We start from the raw sequence: 15,618 nt of genomic DNA on the forward strand, positions 1-15,618 counted from the left end.
CCCACCGCCCGCTCGCCTCAGCCCGGCGCTGCGCCGGGTCGGGCGGGGCTTCGGCACGCGCCCGCCTCGGGCCGCCCTCGGGACGACCCGTGCGGGGGGTGCGGGTGCCCCCGGCAGCAGGCGACGGGGGTCAGAGCTTTTCGATGGGGGCGATCTTGATGAGGAGCTTCTTCGGGCCCGCCGACTCGAACTGCACGTGCGCCACGCGCTTCGAGCCCTCGCCCGTGACCTGGTTTACCCGGCCCTCGCCGAAGTCGGTGTGGCGGATGCGGTCGCCCGGCGCGAGCTCGAGGTCGCCGTTGTCGCGCACCTGGCCGGTGACCCGGTTCGCCCACTCGGTCTTCGGCCGCGGGGGCCCCGGCGGGATGCCGAAGCCGGAATCGCTGTTCCAGCGCGAGTTGCCGCCACCACCGCCACCGCCGCCGTACGACCCCCGGCCGCCCCGGGACGCGTTCAGCGCCCGCGGCTCGGTGCCGCCGCGCGAAGTAGCCATTCCGGGCGACTGGATCCACTCGATCAGCTCGGCCGGGATCTCCTGCAGGTACCGGCTCGGCATCGCGACCGCGGTCTCGCCGAACTGCGCGCGGGTCATCGCCAGGGACAAGAACAACCGCTTCCGCGCCCGCGTGATGCCGACGTAGAACAGCCGCCGTTCCTCCGCCGGGCCACCCGGTTCGCTCGCCGACATCCGGTGCGGCAACAGGTCTTCCTCGATACCGGTGAGGAACACCGCGTCGTACTCCAGGCCCTTCGCGGTGTGCAGCGTCATCAGCGACACCGTTCCGCTCGAGTCGTCGAGGTCGTCGACCGCCGCGACCAGCGACACCTCGGTCAGGAAGTCGACGAGCGTGCCGTCGGGGTTGTTGCGGTTGAACTCCTTCGTGACCGCCAGGAGTTCTTCGACGTTCTCGGCCCGCGCCTCGTCCTGCGGGTCCCGCGTCGCCCGCAGGCTCGTCACCAGCCCGCTGCGCTCCATCAGAACCTGCAGCACCTCACCGACCTGGGCCTCGCCACCCGGGCGCTCCGGATCGACCAGCTCGCTCGCCTCGTCGAGCAGCGACGCCAGCTGCAGGATCGCGCCCGTCACCTTCGGCCCCAGCCCGAGCTCCTTGGCTCGGCGCATCGCCTCCCGGTAGCTGATCTGCTCCCGCTCGGCGAACGACGCCAGTTGCGTCTCGGTCGCCGGACCGATGCCGCGCTTCGGGGTGTTGAGGATGCGGCGCAGCGCCAGCCCGTCGAAGGGGTTCGCGACGGCCGTGAGGTAGGCCATCGCATCCTTGATCTCGGCGCGCTCGTAGAACTTCGTGCCGCCGAGCACCCGGTACGGCAGGGCCGAGCGGATGAAGATCTCCTCCAGCGCACGGGTCTGCGAGTTGGTGCGGTAGAACACGGCGATCTGGTTGTAGGGGGTGCCCCCCTCGTGCAGCTTGGCGATCTCGTCGGCGACGAACTGCGCCTCGTCGTGACCGGAGTACCCGGTGAAACCGACGATCTTGTCGCCGTCGCCCACCGCCGTCCACAACTTCTTGTCTTTGCGGTCGAAGTTGTTCGAGATCACCGAGTTCGCCGCGGTCAGGATGTTCTGCGTCGACCGGTAGTTCTGCTCGAGCAGCACGACGCTCGCCCCCGGGAAGTCGCGCTCGAACTCGACGATGTTGCGGATGTCGGCGCCCCGGAAGGCGTAGATCGACTGGTCCGAGTCACCGACCACGGTCAGCGAGGCGCCGCCGCCGCCGAATGCCGGCAGCCCGGAGAGCTCGTTCGACTCCGGCGGCCGGGTGAGCTCGCGGATCAGCGCGTACTGCGCGTGGTTGGTGTCTTGGTACTCGTCGACCAGGATGTGCCGGAACCGACGCTGGTACTTCTCCGCCACCTGCGGGAAGGCGCGGAACAGGTAGACCGTCTGGCTGATCAGGTCGTCGAAGTCGAAGGCGTTCGCATCCCTCAGCGCCCGCGTGTAGGCCCGGAAGCACTCGACGAACATCGCGTCGTTCGGGTCGGAGAAGTTCGCCTGCCGCGCGTAGGTCTCGACATCGGTCAGCTCGTTCTTGAGCTTCGAGATCTTGCCGGTGACCTGCGCCACCGTGAAACCGTAGGTGTCGGCCTGGAGGTCTTTGATGATCCGCTTCACCAGCGCCCGCGAATCCTGCGAGTCGTAGATCGTGAACGCCTTCGTGAACCCGAAGTTCTCGGCCTCGCGACGGAGGATGCGCACGCAGGCCGAGTGGAACGTCGAGATCCACATCCCCTCCGCCACCTGCCCGAGCAGGTGACCGACGCGCTCACGCATCTCGGCCGCGGCCTTGTTGGTGAAGGTGATCGCGAGGATCTGGCTCGGCCAGGCTTCGCCGTTGCGGATGAGGCTGGCGATGCGATGAGTGAGCACCCGGGTCTTGCCACTGCCGGCGCCCGCGACGATCAGCAGGGCGGGCCCGCGGTAGACGACGGCCTCGCGCTGCTCGGGGTTCAGCCCCTCGAGCAGCGGGTCGTCACCCGAGCCGTCGCCGGTTCCGTCGGAGTTGCCGCGACCGTCGACGATCACAGGGGTGATGCGGGCCGGGGTCGATTCGGTGGTGTCGCTCATGCTGCGACAAGTTTAGGCCGCGCCACCGACAGCGGGCTCGGAGCCGCCGGCCACACCCCCACGGCCCTCACCGGCCGCGGCCTGAAGCGGCCGAACTGTCTGAAGGGCCCGGACCGCTCGCACCGCCAGATCCGGCTGATCCGCGAACACCCCGTCGACGCCGCTGCCCAGGATGGCGCCGAACTCGTCCTCCCACCGCCCGAAAGCCCCGGCAGCGCCCGAGACCCGGTAGTCGACGGGAAGGAATTCGTTCTCGGCCCGCAACGTCCAAGTGAACACCGACAGCCCCGCCCTCTGCGCCCGCGCGACGACGTCCGAGACCCCGGTCGCCCGCCCGTCCGCATCCCGCACCAGGATCAGGTCCTTGTCGAGGCTCACCCCGTCGACCTCCCCGGCGAGCGCCCGCAGCCCGGCATCCGTCAGCGACGCCGCGTACGGGGCGGCCGCGGCCCCGTGCAGCGCCACCTCGTCGAACGGCGCGCCCGTCGCCTCGAGCAGATAGACGTACTGCGCCTGCACCCCGGCGGCGCGCAGCTGCAGCAGCACCGTCTTCTCGAACGACTCGATGACGAGCGGATGCGTGGCAGCGCGAGAGCCCAAGCCAGCACGAGCGGCAACACCAGCGCCAGCGCCAATACCAACACCCACGCCCCAGCCAGCCTCCCGCAGCTCCCCCGCGACGATCTCCCCGATCGGCATCCCGAGCCCCGCGAAATACGTCGCGTGCTTGATCTCGACGACCACACCCCCACCGGCCTCGGCCGCGATCTCGAGCACGTCCCGCAACCGCAGCACGCCCTCCGTCCCGTCGAAGGCCGCACTCGCCGGCCGAATCGAGGGCAGTCGCTCGCGGGCCCGCAGCGTCGCGAGCTCGGCCCACGTGAAGTCCTCGGCGAACCAGCCGTGCTCGACGATCCCGTCGACCGTCTTCGAGGTGCGCCGATCGGCGAACTCCGGCCGCTCGGCCACATCCGTCGTACCCGAGATCTCGTTCTCGTGCCGCACGACCGGCACCCCGTCGCGCGAGAGCACCACGTCGGGCTCGACCAGCTCGGCGCCCAGCGCGAACGCGAGCCGATACGCCGAGGCCGTGTGCTCGGGCCGATACCCGCTGGCACCCCGATGCCCGATCACAGGCGAGGACCCGAAGCGCACAGCCCCAGCACCCGATTCCGACATCACCCTCACACGCTAGCGGGTACGGCCTTCTTCACCTTGGGGAACAGCCGCCGCCCGAGCGCCTGGCTCGGCCGCTCGACGAACCGGTAGCAGACCTCCGTGGCGATCGCCACGGCCACGAGCGTGATCGCGAGCTCGATCGTGTACGGCAGCGAGGTACGGGCGTTCAGCACCCCGAGGATGCCGAGTCCGAGCGGTGCGTGCACCAGGTAGAGGGAGTAGCTGCGCCGCGCGACGACCGACAGCGGCTTGAAGGGCTTGACCCTGCCCTCGGCGAGCACCGCGATCAGGAAGATGAGGAACGCGAAGAGCGCGTTCGTCGGGTACGAGTAGTCCGGCAGCAGGTTCGAGGGATAGATCAGCTCCATGCAGATGATCCAGACCACCCACGCCGCGATTCCGTAGAGCGACGCGATCCAGAGCTTCAGTCGCTTCGTGACCACGAGGTAGGTCAGCTGCCCGAGCACGAGCAGCGGCACCATCCCGACCGTGATGATCAGGAAGAAGAGGGGCCGGGCCAGCCCGCTGACCGCGAACACGATCAGCACGATGACGAGGATGGCGGGGCTGAGCAGGAACGGCGCCCTCGGCAGCAGGGTCTTGAGGCCCCACATCAGCAGGTAGAACGACATCTCGACCGCCAGCGTCCACGCCACCACGAGGATGATCGTGCGCGGTTCGGCCACGTAGTTCGCGAGGCTGAAGTTGGTCAGCAGGTCCCACCCCGTGAGCGCTCCGCCGTCGCCGCTCTTGGCCGGGCTGCCGGTGACGAAGGCGATCGCGAGCGCGAGCAGCACGGCGAACACCAGCGGAGGGTAGATCCTCAGGATGCGCTTGGTGATGAACTCGCGGCCCGTCTCGCGGGTCGCGGCGTGCGTGATCACGAAGCCGGAGATGAAGAAGAACAGGGCGACGCCGAACCAGCCGAAGCTCTCGACGATGGCCAGCGGCTTCTCGATGAAGCGATCGACCAGCCGGAACGGCAGCCACGAGCGGCCGGCCGCTTCGAGGAAGAAGCCGACCAGGTGCGCCCAGACCACGAGCAGGGCGGCGATGCCGCGCAGCTGGTCGAGGAGACCGAAGAATCCCGGACCGCCCCGCCCGGTCGCCGGAAGCGGCGAGGATGCCGGCACTGCTGCCGGAGAGCTTGGAGCGTCCTTGGACATTGGTTAATGCTCTCATAGCATTCCGCCGACAGTGAATTGGCAGGCGGGGAACGGGCATCCCCGATACCTTTGTATGACCACGATCACGTTCCCAATGGAAGAGACCGACATGGCAGCAGAGTCCAGCAACCCCGCCTTCGCACGGAATCCGGTGTTCAACGGCAAGAAGGGTGTGGCGCAGACGCCCACCATCTCCGCCGAGGGCCTCCAGGAGATGTACCAGCGTCCCGACGCGACCCCGACCGACACCGGCCGGATGAGCTACGAAGACACCATCGTCAAGACGGTGGTGATGTTCGTCATCCTCATCGCCACCGCGGCGATCAGCTTCCTGGCGAACTACCCGCAGCCGACGGCCCTGGGCCTCGGCCTCATGATCGTCGGCGTCATCGGCGGTCTCGTCCTCGGCCTCGTCAACGCCTTCAAGCGCGAGCCGTCCGTTCCGCTGATCCTGGCCTACGCGGCCTTCGAAGGTCTCGCGGTCGGAGGCCTCTCCGGCTTCTTCGAGTCGCGCTACCCCGGCATCGTCATCCAGGCGGTCCTCGCCACCTTCGCGGTCTTCGGCGTCACACTGGCGCTGTTCGCGAGCGGCAAGGTGCGCGCCTCCAAGCGGGCGACCAAGATCTTCCTGATCGCCATCATCGGCTATGCCGTCTTCTCGCTCATCAACTTCGTGCTGATGGCCACCGGCGCCGTCCCGAACGCGTTCGGCCTCCGCGGCGTCGAGATCTTCGGCATCCCGCTGGGCCTCGTGATCGGCGTGCTCGCCGTCATCCTCGCCGCCTACTCGCTCGTGCTCGACTTCGACTCCGTGCAGCGCGGCGTCAAGGCCGGTGCGCCGCGCAAGTACGGCTGGTCGGCGGCCTTCGGCCTGACCCTCACGATCGTCTGGCTCTACCTCGAGCTGCTGCGGATCATCGCGATCTTCCGCAACTAGCGGCTCGCGGCTAGCGGCTGACAACCCGCCACCCGCACCACCGAAACGAAGAAGGGGCCGTCCACCAGGACGGCCCCTTCTCTCATTCCCACTCGATGGTGCCCGGCGGCTTCGACGTCACGTCGAGCACGACCCGGTTGACCCCGGCGACCTCGTTGGTGATGCGGTTCGAGATCTTCGCGAGCACGTCGTACGGAACCCGCGTCCAGTCCGCCGTCATCGCGTCCTCCGACGAAACGGGGCGCAGCACGATCGGGTGGCCGTAGGTGCGGCCGTCGCCCTGGACGCCCACCGAGCGCACGTCGGCCAGCAGCACGACGGGGCACTGCCAGATCTCGGCGTCCAGGCCCGCGGCGGTGAGCTCGGCGCGCACGATCGCGTCGGCGTGCCGCAGCAGCTCGAGGCGCTCGAAGGTGACCGAGCCGACGATGCGGATGCCGAGCCCCGGGCCGGGGAACGGCTGGCGCGAGACGATCTCGTCCGGCAGGCCGAGCTCGCGGCCGATGGCGCGCACCTCGTCCTTGAACAGGGCGCGGAGCGGCTCGACGAGCTCGAACTGCAGGTCTTCCGGCAGCCCGCCCACGTTGTGGTGGCTCTTGATGTTGGCCGTGCCCGTTCCCCCGCCGGACTCCACCACGTCGGGGTAGAGGGTGCCCTGCACCAGGAACCGGATGGGGTCGCCGTCGGCAGCGGCCTCGGCGAGGAGGTCGGCCTGCGCCTGCTCGAAGGTGCGGATGAACTCGCGCCCGATGATCTTGCGCTTCTGCTCGGGGTCGCTGACGCCCTCGAGAGCGGTGAGGAAGCGCTCGCGCGCATCCACCGTCACGAGGCGCACGCCCGTGGACTTCACGTAGTCCTCTTCGACCTGACGACGCTCGCCCTCACGGAGCAGGCCGTGGTCGACGAACACGCAGACCAGCTGGTCGCCGACGGCCTCGTGCACGAGAGCGCCCGCCACCGCGGAGTCGACCCCGCCGGAGAGCGCGCAGATGACCCGGCCGGTGCCGACCTGGGCGCGGATCGCGGCGACCTGGTCGGCGATCACGTTGCCCGGGTTCCAGTCGGCGGGGATGCCGGCGGCGCGGTGCAGGAAGTTGACGATCACGTCCTGCCCGTAGGTGCTGTGCTTGACCTCGGGGTGCCACTGCACGCCGTACAGTCCGCGCTCGGCGTTGGCGAAGGCGGCGACGGGGGTGGAGGAGGTGCTCGCGAGCACCTCGAAGCCGTCGGGTGCCTGCACGACCGAGTCGCCGTGGCTCATCCACACCGTCTGCGCGTCGGGCTGGCCGTTCAGCAGGGTTCCCCCACCGGTGCCGTCGACCGCCATGTCGGTCGAGCCGTACTCGCGCGCGCCGGTCTTCGCGACCTCGCCGCCGAGCGCCTTGGCCATCACCTGGAAGCCGTAGCAGATGCCCATGACGGGCACGCCGAGCTCGAGGATGGCGGGGTCGAGGGCCGGGGCCCCCTCCTCGTAGACGCTGGACGGACCGCCGCTCAGCACGATGCCGACCGGGTTCTTCGCGGCCACCTCGGCGGCGCTGATCGAGTGCGGCACGATCTCGGAGTAGACGCTGGCCTCGCGCACGCGGCGTGCGATCAGCTGGGCGTACTGGGCGCCGAAGTCGACGACGAGCACCGGGCGGGTGAGCTCGTCGTGGTCGGGGGTCGGTGTTCCGCTAATGGGTGGCCTCCACGGGGTCGGTCGTCGAAGTGTCAGGGGTCGAGGCCTCGGCCTCGCGCGCGGCGAGGTAGGCCTTCACCTCGCGCGCGATTCGCGCCTCGAGGAAGAAGGAGAGGAAGGGGATGACGCCGCCCAGGGCGATCACGACGAACCGCAGGAAGGGCCAGCGCATGAAGCTCCACAACCGGAAGCCGGAGAAGAGGTACACGACGTAGAACCAGCCGTGCACGATCAGGATGGTGAGGCTGATGTTGATCGCGACCGTGGTGCCGGAGGGCACGAACGCGAGGAAGCCGCGCGGGCCGCCGAGCTCGAGCTCCAGGTCGATCGGGGTGTACTTCAGGAGCATCTCGGCGCACAGCAACAGAAGCAGTGTTCCGGTGACGATGGAGGCGACCTGATAGAACTTCAGCGCCCCGCGGATGCGCGGGAAGTCCTTCGGTTTCGGTGCGAGGGCCATGGATCTAGCCTACTCGCGCATCCGGAGCGTTATCTGCGGAGACCTCCTCCTCGTCCTCCGTCTCTCGCTCCCAGGCGTCGCGCACCAGGCGGTACCAGAAGTAGATCGCGAAGCCCGCGAACACGACCCACTCGGCGGCGTAGAAGATGTTGAGCCAGTTGAGCTGCACCGAGCGGTCGGGCTCGGGCGAGGCGATCGCGCCGAGCGGGGCCGGAGGAGTGTCGAGCACGAGGTAGCCGCCGTAGACGTCCGCATCGGCGTCGAACTGCGTCCACCGGTTGACCAGCGACGCGACCGACATCGTGGTCTGCAGCGGGGTGCCGTCGAGCGACTCCCCGGGCACCGGCTTCTGCTGGTCGGTCGCGACCGGCCCTTCGGTGGGGAGGTAGCGGCCCTGCAGCGTGACCGAGGGCGGCACAGCCGACGACGTCACGCCGGCCGTTCCGTCGTCCGGCTGACCAGCGGATGCTCCTGCCGCACCCGACAGCGCCTGTGCCGTCGTCCGCGCGAGATCCAGATCCGTCGTCCACCCCAGCGCCACCGCGAGATACGTGTCGACCGGCTGGTCGACCGCGAACTGCCCGATCACCCAGTACCCGGAGGTGCCGTCGTTCAGCCGCCCGCCGAGCACGTCGTAGCCCGAGCCGACCCAGTGCCCCGTGGTCTCGGCCCGCTGGGCCGCCTGCGCCTCGAGCACCGGCTTCTGCGGCGTCGCGACGTCCTGCAGCGGCTGCATCGTCTCACTGCCGGTGTTCAGCACCGCGCCGTTCGTGACCGCGCGGCCGAGCTGCCACTGGCCGAGCGCGGCGAAGCCCGCGGCGATCACGAGCGCGAGCACGAGGGTGGCGATCCAGCGCGGACGCCGCATCACCTGGAAGACGGTCACCGTGCTCAATACTCGTCATCCCTCGCGGTCGGTCGCGCTTCGTCGGACTGGAGCATCGCCTGTTCGATCAGCCGGTCGCGGACCGGGTCGACGTCGTCGTCCGCGTCGCCGTCGAGGTCGAAGTCGCCACCGTCGCCGGCACCGCCCCCGACCCCACGGCGCTCCGCGTCGGAGACTCCGTTCATCAGCGCGATCGCCTCCGCCTGCGACAGGTCCGGCTTCTCGACGGATCCGGAGGCACCCCCGACCGAACCGGCACCGGCAGCCGCCGCTGCGGCCGCAGCCGCAGCCGCCCTCACCCGCTTCCGCTTCGTCCCGAGCACGAACGACCCGATCCGCTCGGAGTTCACCGCGAGCACCGGCCCGATGATGGCCATGATCAGCACGTAGAGGCCGGCGAACGGCTGGATGCGCTCATCCAGCCCGGCCGCGAACGCGAGCGTCGCGAGAATCAGCGCGAACTCGCCGCGGTTCTGCAGGATGGCGGTCGTGTTGATGCCGGCCTGCGGCCCCAGCCCGTTGAGCCAGGCCACGAACTGGCCCGCGATGATGTTGAGCACCATCGTCATGACCACCGCGAGCACGACGGGCACGATCACCGCACCGAACTTCGTCGGGTCCAGCCCCAAGCCGAAGTTCAAGAAGAAGAAGGCGCCGAAGACGTCGCGCAGCGGGATGGCGATCTGCTCGATCCGGTTGCGGTACCGGGTCGCACCCAGCACGAGCCCGATCAGGAACGCGCCGATCGCATCCGTCACCCCGAGGATCTCGCCGAGCCCGCCGAACATGATCGCCAGGCCGAAGAACAGGATCGTGAAGAGCTCGTCGTCCTTGGTGCGGAAGATGCGCGACACGTACTTGCCGCCCCACCGGGCGACCGCGAACATGACGACGAGGAAGAGGAACGAGACGCCGAGCTTGCCGACCACCGGCCAGATCTCGGTCTCGCCCGAGAGCACGACCGACACGATCGCGAGGTAGATCGCGATGAAGACGTCCTCCACGACGGTGACGCCCAGGATCATCGGCGTCTCGCGGTTGGCCAGACGGTTGAGCTCGATCAGCAGCTTGGTCACGATCGCACTCGAGGAGGTCGCGGTGATGCCCGCGATGATCAGCGCCTCCCGGGTTCCCCAGCCCACCAGGAAGCCGAAGACGAAGCCGACGGCCATGTTGATCAGGATGTACGAGCCGCCCGAGATGAGCAGCCGGCCGGCGTTGCTGAAGAACTCGTCCTGATCGAACTCGAGCCCGAGGTTGAACAGCAGCAGGATCAGCCCGAAGACCGCGATCAGCTGGATGTAGTCGGTGTGCGCGAACTCGAGCGGGAACCAGCCGAAGTACGGGCTCGCGAGAAGCCCCACCACCATGTAGATCGGGATGGCGGGGAGGCCGATGGACTTGCCGAGTCGCCCCAGGACGTACGCGATGACGAACAGGACACCGAGGACGAGGAGGTCGGGGCCGAGGTGCATGCGCGCGCCCTAGCTTCCGGGTGGCGCGGAGACGACCCCTGCCTTCGGCTTCATCTCGCCGGTGCGGAAGAAGTTGAAGGCCTTGGCGACCTTCTCCGGCGACCCGGCGACCACGAGCGTGTCGCCCGGGAAGACCTTGAAGTCGGGCGCGGGCGCGGGGTTGGCCGAGTCGCCGCGCACGACGGCGACGACGGTGAGGCCCGCGATGCCGCGCTCGGCGGGGCTGCCGAGGGGCTGACCGGCGATGTGGTCCTCGTAGTCGACCGAGAACCAGTCGATGCTGAGGCCGGGGATCTGGTCGAGGGCGGTCAGCGACTCGGTGATCTGCGTGCCGCCGAGCAGCTCGGCGAGCGTGTGCGCCTCGTCCTCGGAGAGCCGGAGCGACACCTTGCTCGTCGCGGGGCCGTCCTCGTCGTCGGCGAAGGTGATCAGGTCGCTGTGACCGGACCGGTGCGCGATGACGCCCACCTTCCCGCCGTCCGAGGTGATGAAGGTGTGCAGCACCCCCACTCCGGGAAGCTTGACGCGACGGACGTCGACCATGCGTGTGTCTCCTCACCAGTGCACCGCGGCCGGAAAGGCGGCGGTCCCTCCAGTTTAGGCGAGCCCTGCGCGGCCTCGACCGCCCGGCGCCGCTGTTCGCAGAGGGCGCACGGGCAGGCGCACGCGCAGGCGCGCACACCGGCGCCCACAGGTGCATCCACACGGGCACCTGACGCCCGGCACGGATGCGCGGGTCAGTCGACCTCGACGATGTCCGGCGCCTCGAGCCGGACGCGCTCCGCCGACTCGTCGTCCGGCTGCTCCTGGCTCGCCCGCTCGGCCGCGACCCGCTCGAGGTAGACCGCGACCTCGCGGTCGACCTGCTCGTCGTCCCAGCCCAGCACCCCGGCCATCAGCCGGGCGGCGACCGGCGCCGCCGAGACCCCGCGGTCCCAGGCCTCGATCGAGATGCGGGTGCGGCGGGCGAGCACGTCGTCCAGGTGCAGCGCGCTCTCGTGCGAGGCCGCGTAGACCACCTCGGCGCCGATGTAGTCGTCGGCCCCGGGCAGCGGATCCGCCAGCGACGGGTCCTCCAGGATCAGGTCGAGCAGCTCGTCGGTCAGCGTTCCGTAGCGGTTCAGCAGGTGCTCGATCCGCACGGTGTGCACGCCGAACTTGCGGGCGATCTTGGACCGCTTGTTCCAGGCGGCCTGGTAGCCCTCGGCTCCGATCAGCGCGATGTCCTGCGTGACCGAGGGCGAGATCTTGCCGTCGAGGGCCGAGACAGCGGCGTCGATCGCGTCCTTCGCCATGATCCGGTAAGTGGTCCACTTGCCGCCCGCGACCACGACGAGGCCCGGAACGGAGTGCGCGACCAGGTGCTCGCGCGACAGCTTCGAGGTCTGGTCGCTCTCACCGGCCAGCAGCGGCCGGAGCCCCGCGAACACACCCTCCACGTCCTCCCGGGTCAGCGGCACCGCGAGCACCTTGTTGACGTGCTCGAGCAGGTAGTCGATGTCGGCCGCGGTCGCCGCCGGGTGCGCCTTGTCGAGGTGCCAGTCGGTGTCGGTGGTGCCGATCAGCCAGTGCCGGCCCCACGGGATCACGAAGAGCACGCTCTTCTCGGTGCGGAGCAACAGCCCCGACTTGCCCTGGAACCGGTCGCGCGGCACGACGAGGTGGATGCCCTTGGAGGCCCGCACCTTGAACTGCCCGCGCTCGCCCACCATGGACTGGGTGTCGTCGGTCCAGACGCCCGTCGCGTTCACGACCTGCTTCGCGCGGATCTCGAACCGCTCGTCGGTCTCGAGATCGTGCGCGGTGACCCCGACCACCCGCTCGCCGACCTTGATGAAACCCTCGACCATCACGCGGCTGGCGATGTGGGCCCCGTAGGAGGCCGCCGTCCGGGCGACGTTCGCGACATAGCGGGCGTCGTCGACCTGCGCGTCGTAGTAGGTGATGCCGCCGATCAGCGCATCCTTCGCCAGGCTCGGCATCAGGGTCTGCACCTGGCGGCGGCTGAGGTGGCGGTGGTGCGGCACACCGGGCGGGCGGCCACCCGTGTAGCTGAAGATGTCGTAGAGCATCATCCCGGCGCCGATGTAGGCACGCTCGAAGATGCGCTTGTTCAGCGGGTAGAGGAAGCGCACCGGCTTCACCAGGTGCGGCGCGATCCGCTGCAGAAGGAGGCCGCGCTCGGTCAGCGCCTCGCGCACGAGGCGGAAGTCGAGCTGCTCGAGGTAGCGGATGCCGCCGTGCACCAGCTTCGACGAGCGGCTCGAGGTGCCCGAGGCCCAGTCACGCGCCTCGACCATGCCGACCCGGAGCCCCCGGGTCACCGCATCCAATGCGGCGCCCGTGCCGACGATGCCGCCGCCGACGACCAGGATGTCGAGCTCCTTGGACTTCAGGGTCTCGATGGCCGCCGCACGCTCCTCGGGGCCGATCTTCGTCGAGTGCGATACCGAGGTGGTGGCCATGAGACTCTCCTTCGTCGCAGATCAGCAGCGCGCTGTGTCTGCTCCCACGCTAATCAACGCGGTAGGGGGCCACAACCACTTCGATGCGCTGGAACTCCTTCAGGTCTGAGTAGCCCGTCGTCGCCATCGAGCGGCGCAGCGCGCCGATCAGGTTGGCGGTGCCGTCGGCCACCGGCGAGGGTCCGTAGAGGATCTGCTCGAGCGGCGCGACCTGGCCCACGTGCACGCGGTTGCCGCGGGGAAGCTGCGAGTGGTGGGCCTCGGGCCCCCAGTGCCAGCCGCCGCCGGGGGCGTCGCTCGCACGGGCGAGCGCGGTGCCGAGCATGACGGCGTCGGCGCCGACCGAGATGGCCTTGACGATGTCGCCCGAGGTGCCGAGCCCGCCGTCGGCGATGACGTGCACGTAGCGCCCACCGGACTCGTCCATGTAGTCGCGGCGCGCACCGGCGACGTCGGCGACCGCGGTCGCCATCGGGGCGTGGATGCCGAGGGTCGCGCGGGTGGTCGAGGCCGCGCCGCCGCCGAAGCCGACGAGAACGCCGGCCGCGCCGGTGCGCATGAGGTGCAGGGCCGCGGTGTAGGTCGCGGCGCCACCGACGATCACGGGCACGTCGAGCTCGTAGATGAACTTCTTGAGGTTGAGCGGCTCGACCGTCTTCGAGACGTGCTCGGCCGAGACGGTCGTGCCGCGGATGACGAAGAGGTCGACGCCGGCGGCGACCACGGTCTCGTAGAGCTCCTGGGTGCGCTGCGGCGAGAGGGCGCCGGCGACGGTGACTCCGGATGCACGGATCTCGGCCAGGCGGGCCGTCACGAGCTCGGGCTTGACCGGCTCGGCGTAGATCTCCTGCATCCGCTCGGTCGCGCGGCCCTCGGGCAGGTTCCGGATCTCCTCGAGGAGCGGTTCCGGGTCTTCGTACCTGGTCCACAGACCCTCGAGGTCGAGCACGCCGACACCGCCGAGCTGGCCGATCATGATCGCGGTCTGCGGGGAGACCACCGAGTCCATCGGGGCTGCGAGCACGGGGATGTCGAACTGGTACGCGTCGATCGACCAGGCGACCGACACGTCCTGAGGGTCGCGAGTTCGCCGGGAGGGGACGACGGCGATGTCGTCGAAGGAGTAGACGCGGCGTCCGCGCTTGGCACGGCCGATTTCAATTTCCATCACGCCTCATCCTATCGGGGACACGTTCGGTCGCCTCGGAGCCCGGGGTCCACGAACGCCTGCGGCGACTCCGAACCCCGCGCCTCGGGGTCAGCCGCGGTAGTTCGGCGCCTCGACGACCATCTGCACGTCGTGCGGGTGCGACTCCTTCAGCCCGGCCGGCGTGATGCGCACGAACTTGCCGCGCTGCTTCAGCTCGCCGATCGTGCGCGCGCCGACGTAGAACATCGACTGCCGGAGGCCGCCGACCAGCTGGTAGGCCACGTTCGCGAGCGGTCCGCGGTAGGGCACCTGGCCCTCGATGCCCTCGGCGATCAGCTTGTCGTCGTTCGGCACGTCCGACTGGAAATAGCGGTCCTTCGAGTACGAGGTCTTCTCGCCACGGGTCTGCAGGGCGCCGAGCGAACCCATGCCCCGGTAGTTCTTGAACTGCTTGCCGTTGACGAAGACCAGGTCGCCCGGGCTCTCGTCGCAGCCGGCGAACATCGAGCCGAGCATGACGGTGTCGGCGCCAGCGACGAGGGCCTTGGCGATGTCGCCGGAGTACTGCAGGCCGCCGTCGGCGATCACGGGGACGCCCGACTCGCGAGCGGCGAGCGAGGCCTCGTAGACCGCGGTGACCTGGGGCACGCCGACGCCGGCCACGACGCGGGTGGTGCAGATCGAGCCCGGGCCCACGCCCACCTTGATGGCGTCCGCGCCCGCGTCGACCAGCGCCTGGGCGCCGGAGCGGGTCGCGACGTTGCCGCCGATCACGTCGACCTCGGCGAAGGCCGGGTCGTTCTTCAGGCGCTTGATGATGTCGAGCACGCCGGCGCTGTCGCCGTTGGCGGTGTCGACCACGATCACGTCGACGCCCGCGTCGAGGAGGTTCGTGGCGCGCTGCCAGGCGTCACCGAAGAAGCCGATGGCCGCTCCGACGCGGAGCCGGCCCGCCGCATCCTTCGTCGCGTTCGGGTACTTCTCGCTCTTGTCGAAGTCCTTGACCGTGATCAGACCGCTTAGGCGGCCCTGGTCGTCGACGATCGGGAGCTTCTCGATCTTGTGCTGGGCGAAGATGGCGACCGCGTCATCCGGGTCGACGCCGACCCTGGCGGTGATCAGCGGCATCTTCGTCATGACGTCGCGCACGAGGGTGGTCGACTTCTCGAACGGGGAGACGAAGCGCATGTCGCGGTTGGTGACGATGCCGACGAGCACGCCCTGGCCGTCGACGACCGGGAGGCCGCTCACGCGGTAGATGCCGCAGAGGGCGTCGACCTCGGCGACCGTCGCATCCGGCGTGGTCGTCACGGGGTCGGTGACCATGCCGGACTCGCTGCGCTTGACCCGGTCGACCTGCTCGGCCTGATCGGCGATCGAGAGGTTGCGGTGCAGCACGCCCAGGCCGCCCTGGCGGGCCATGGCGACGGCCATCCGCGACTCGGTCACCGTGTCCATCGCCGCAGAGAGGAGAGGAGTGGCGACCGTGATGCGCTTGGTCAGCCGCGAGGTCGTGTCGGCCTCGCTCGGGATGACGTCGGTATGACCCGGCAGCAGCATCACATCGTCATACGTCAGCCCTACAAAACCGAACGGATCCGCCTGGTCCATCGTTCTCCCTCTTACCGAAAAGCC

Annotated in this window: 12 protein-coding genes; 1 reads left to right on the plus strand and 11 read right to left on the minus strand. The window is 69.4% G+C overall.

Features of this window, described 5'->3' with window-relative positions; all coding sequences use genetic code 11:
* Positions 1-130: 130 nt before the first annotated feature.
* Genes HSO01S_RS10305 through HSO01S_RS10315 form a run of 3 tightly spaced genes read right to left on the minus strand, consistent with a single transcriptional unit; the run spans position 131 to position 4,929 of the window.
* Positions 131-2,584 (minus strand): ATP-dependent helicase, encoded by a 2,454-nt coding sequence (locus HSO01S_RS10305; protein ID WP_066041064.1) that lies wholly within the window; start codon positions 2,582-2,584, stop codon positions 131-133.
* A gap of 12 nt (positions 2,585-2,596) precedes the next feature.
* Positions 2,597-3,763 carry a glycerophosphodiester phosphodiesterase family protein gene (locus HSO01S_RS10310; protein WP_084361595.1) on the minus strand — a complete coding sequence of 389 codons (1,167 nt, stop codon included), beginning with the start codon at positions 3,761-3,763 and terminating at the stop codon, positions 2,597-2,599.
* Positions 3,764-3,768: 5 nt separating this feature from the next.
* A complete protein-coding gene (locus HSO01S_RS10315; protein ID WP_084361547.1) occupies positions 3,769-4,929 on the minus strand; it encodes an acyltransferase family protein in 1,161 nt (386 codons plus the stop codon).
* A gap of 109 nt (positions 4,930-5,038) precedes the next feature.
* On the opposite strand from HSO01S_RS10315, the gene HSO01S_RS10320 reads away from it, so the two are divergent.
* Positions 5,039-5,866 carry a Bax inhibitor-1/YccA family protein gene (locus tag HSO01S_RS10320; RefSeq protein ID WP_066041550.1) on the plus strand — a complete coding sequence of 276 codons (828 nt, stop codon included), beginning with the start codon at positions 5,039-5,041 and terminating at the stop codon, positions 5,864-5,866.
* A gap of 82 nt (positions 5,867-5,948) precedes the next feature.
* On the opposite strand, the gene guaA is transcribed toward HSO01S_RS10320, so the two are convergent.
* The 8 genes from guaA to guaB all read right to left on the minus strand — a co-directional run bounded on the left by guaA (position 5,949) and on the right by guaB (position 15,594).
* A complete protein-coding gene (gene guaA / locus HSO01S_RS10325) occupies positions 5,949-7,547 on the minus strand; it encodes a glutamine-hydrolyzing GMP synthase (RefSeq protein ID WP_066041068.1) in 1,599 nt (532 codons plus the stop codon).
* A complete protein-coding gene (locus HSO01S_RS10330) occupies positions 7,543-8,007 on the minus strand; it encodes a DUF3817 domain-containing protein (protein WP_066041070.1) in 465 nt (154 codons plus the stop codon). Before HSO01S_RS10330 ends, guaA begins: the two co-directional genes overlap by 5 nt.
* 4 nt (positions 8,008-8,011) lie before the next feature.
* Positions 8,012-8,893: an SURF1 family protein gene (locus tag HSO01S_RS10335; protein WP_245635987.1), complete on the minus strand. Its 882-nt coding sequence runs from the start codon at positions 8,891-8,893 to the stop codon at positions 8,012-8,014.
* A 5-nt stretch (positions 8,894-8,898) separates the two neighbouring features.
* Entirely contained in the window at positions 8,899-10,368 is a 1,470-nt protein-coding gene (locus HSO01S_RS10340; RefSeq protein WP_084361548.1) for a cation:proton antiporter, read from the minus strand.
* 9 nt (positions 10,369-10,377) lie between these two features.
* Positions 10,378-10,911, minus strand: a complete 534-nt coding sequence (locus HSO01S_RS10345; RefSeq protein WP_066041073.1) for a cation:proton antiporter regulatory subunit — start codon at positions 10,909-10,911, stop codon at positions 10,378-10,380.
* A 194-nt stretch (positions 10,912-11,105) separates the two neighbouring features.
* Positions 11,106-12,833 carry a glycerol-3-phosphate dehydrogenase/oxidase gene (locus HSO01S_RS10350; protein WP_066041074.1) on the minus strand — a complete coding sequence of 576 codons (1,728 nt, stop codon included), beginning with the start codon at positions 12,831-12,833 and terminating at the stop codon, positions 11,106-11,108.
* Positions 12,834-12,882: 49 nt separating this feature from the next.
* Positions 12,883-14,001, minus strand: coding sequence for a GuaB3 family IMP dehydrogenase-related protein (locus HSO01S_RS10355; protein WP_066041076.1), 1,119 nt, complete (start codon positions 13,999-14,001; stop codon positions 12,883-12,885).
* A gap of 90 nt (positions 14,002-14,091) precedes the next feature.
* A complete protein-coding gene (guaB, locus tag HSO01S_RS10360; RefSeq protein WP_066041078.1) occupies positions 14,092-15,594 on the minus strand; it encodes an IMP dehydrogenase in 1,503 nt (500 codons plus the stop codon).
* Positions 15,595-15,618 lie beyond the last annotated feature (24 nt).

The sequence above is a fragment of the Herbiconiux solani NBRC 106740 genome (assembly GCF_001571005.1).
Lineage (GTDB): Bacteria > Actinomycetota > Actinomycetes > Actinomycetales > Microbacteriaceae > Herbiconiux > Herbiconiux solani.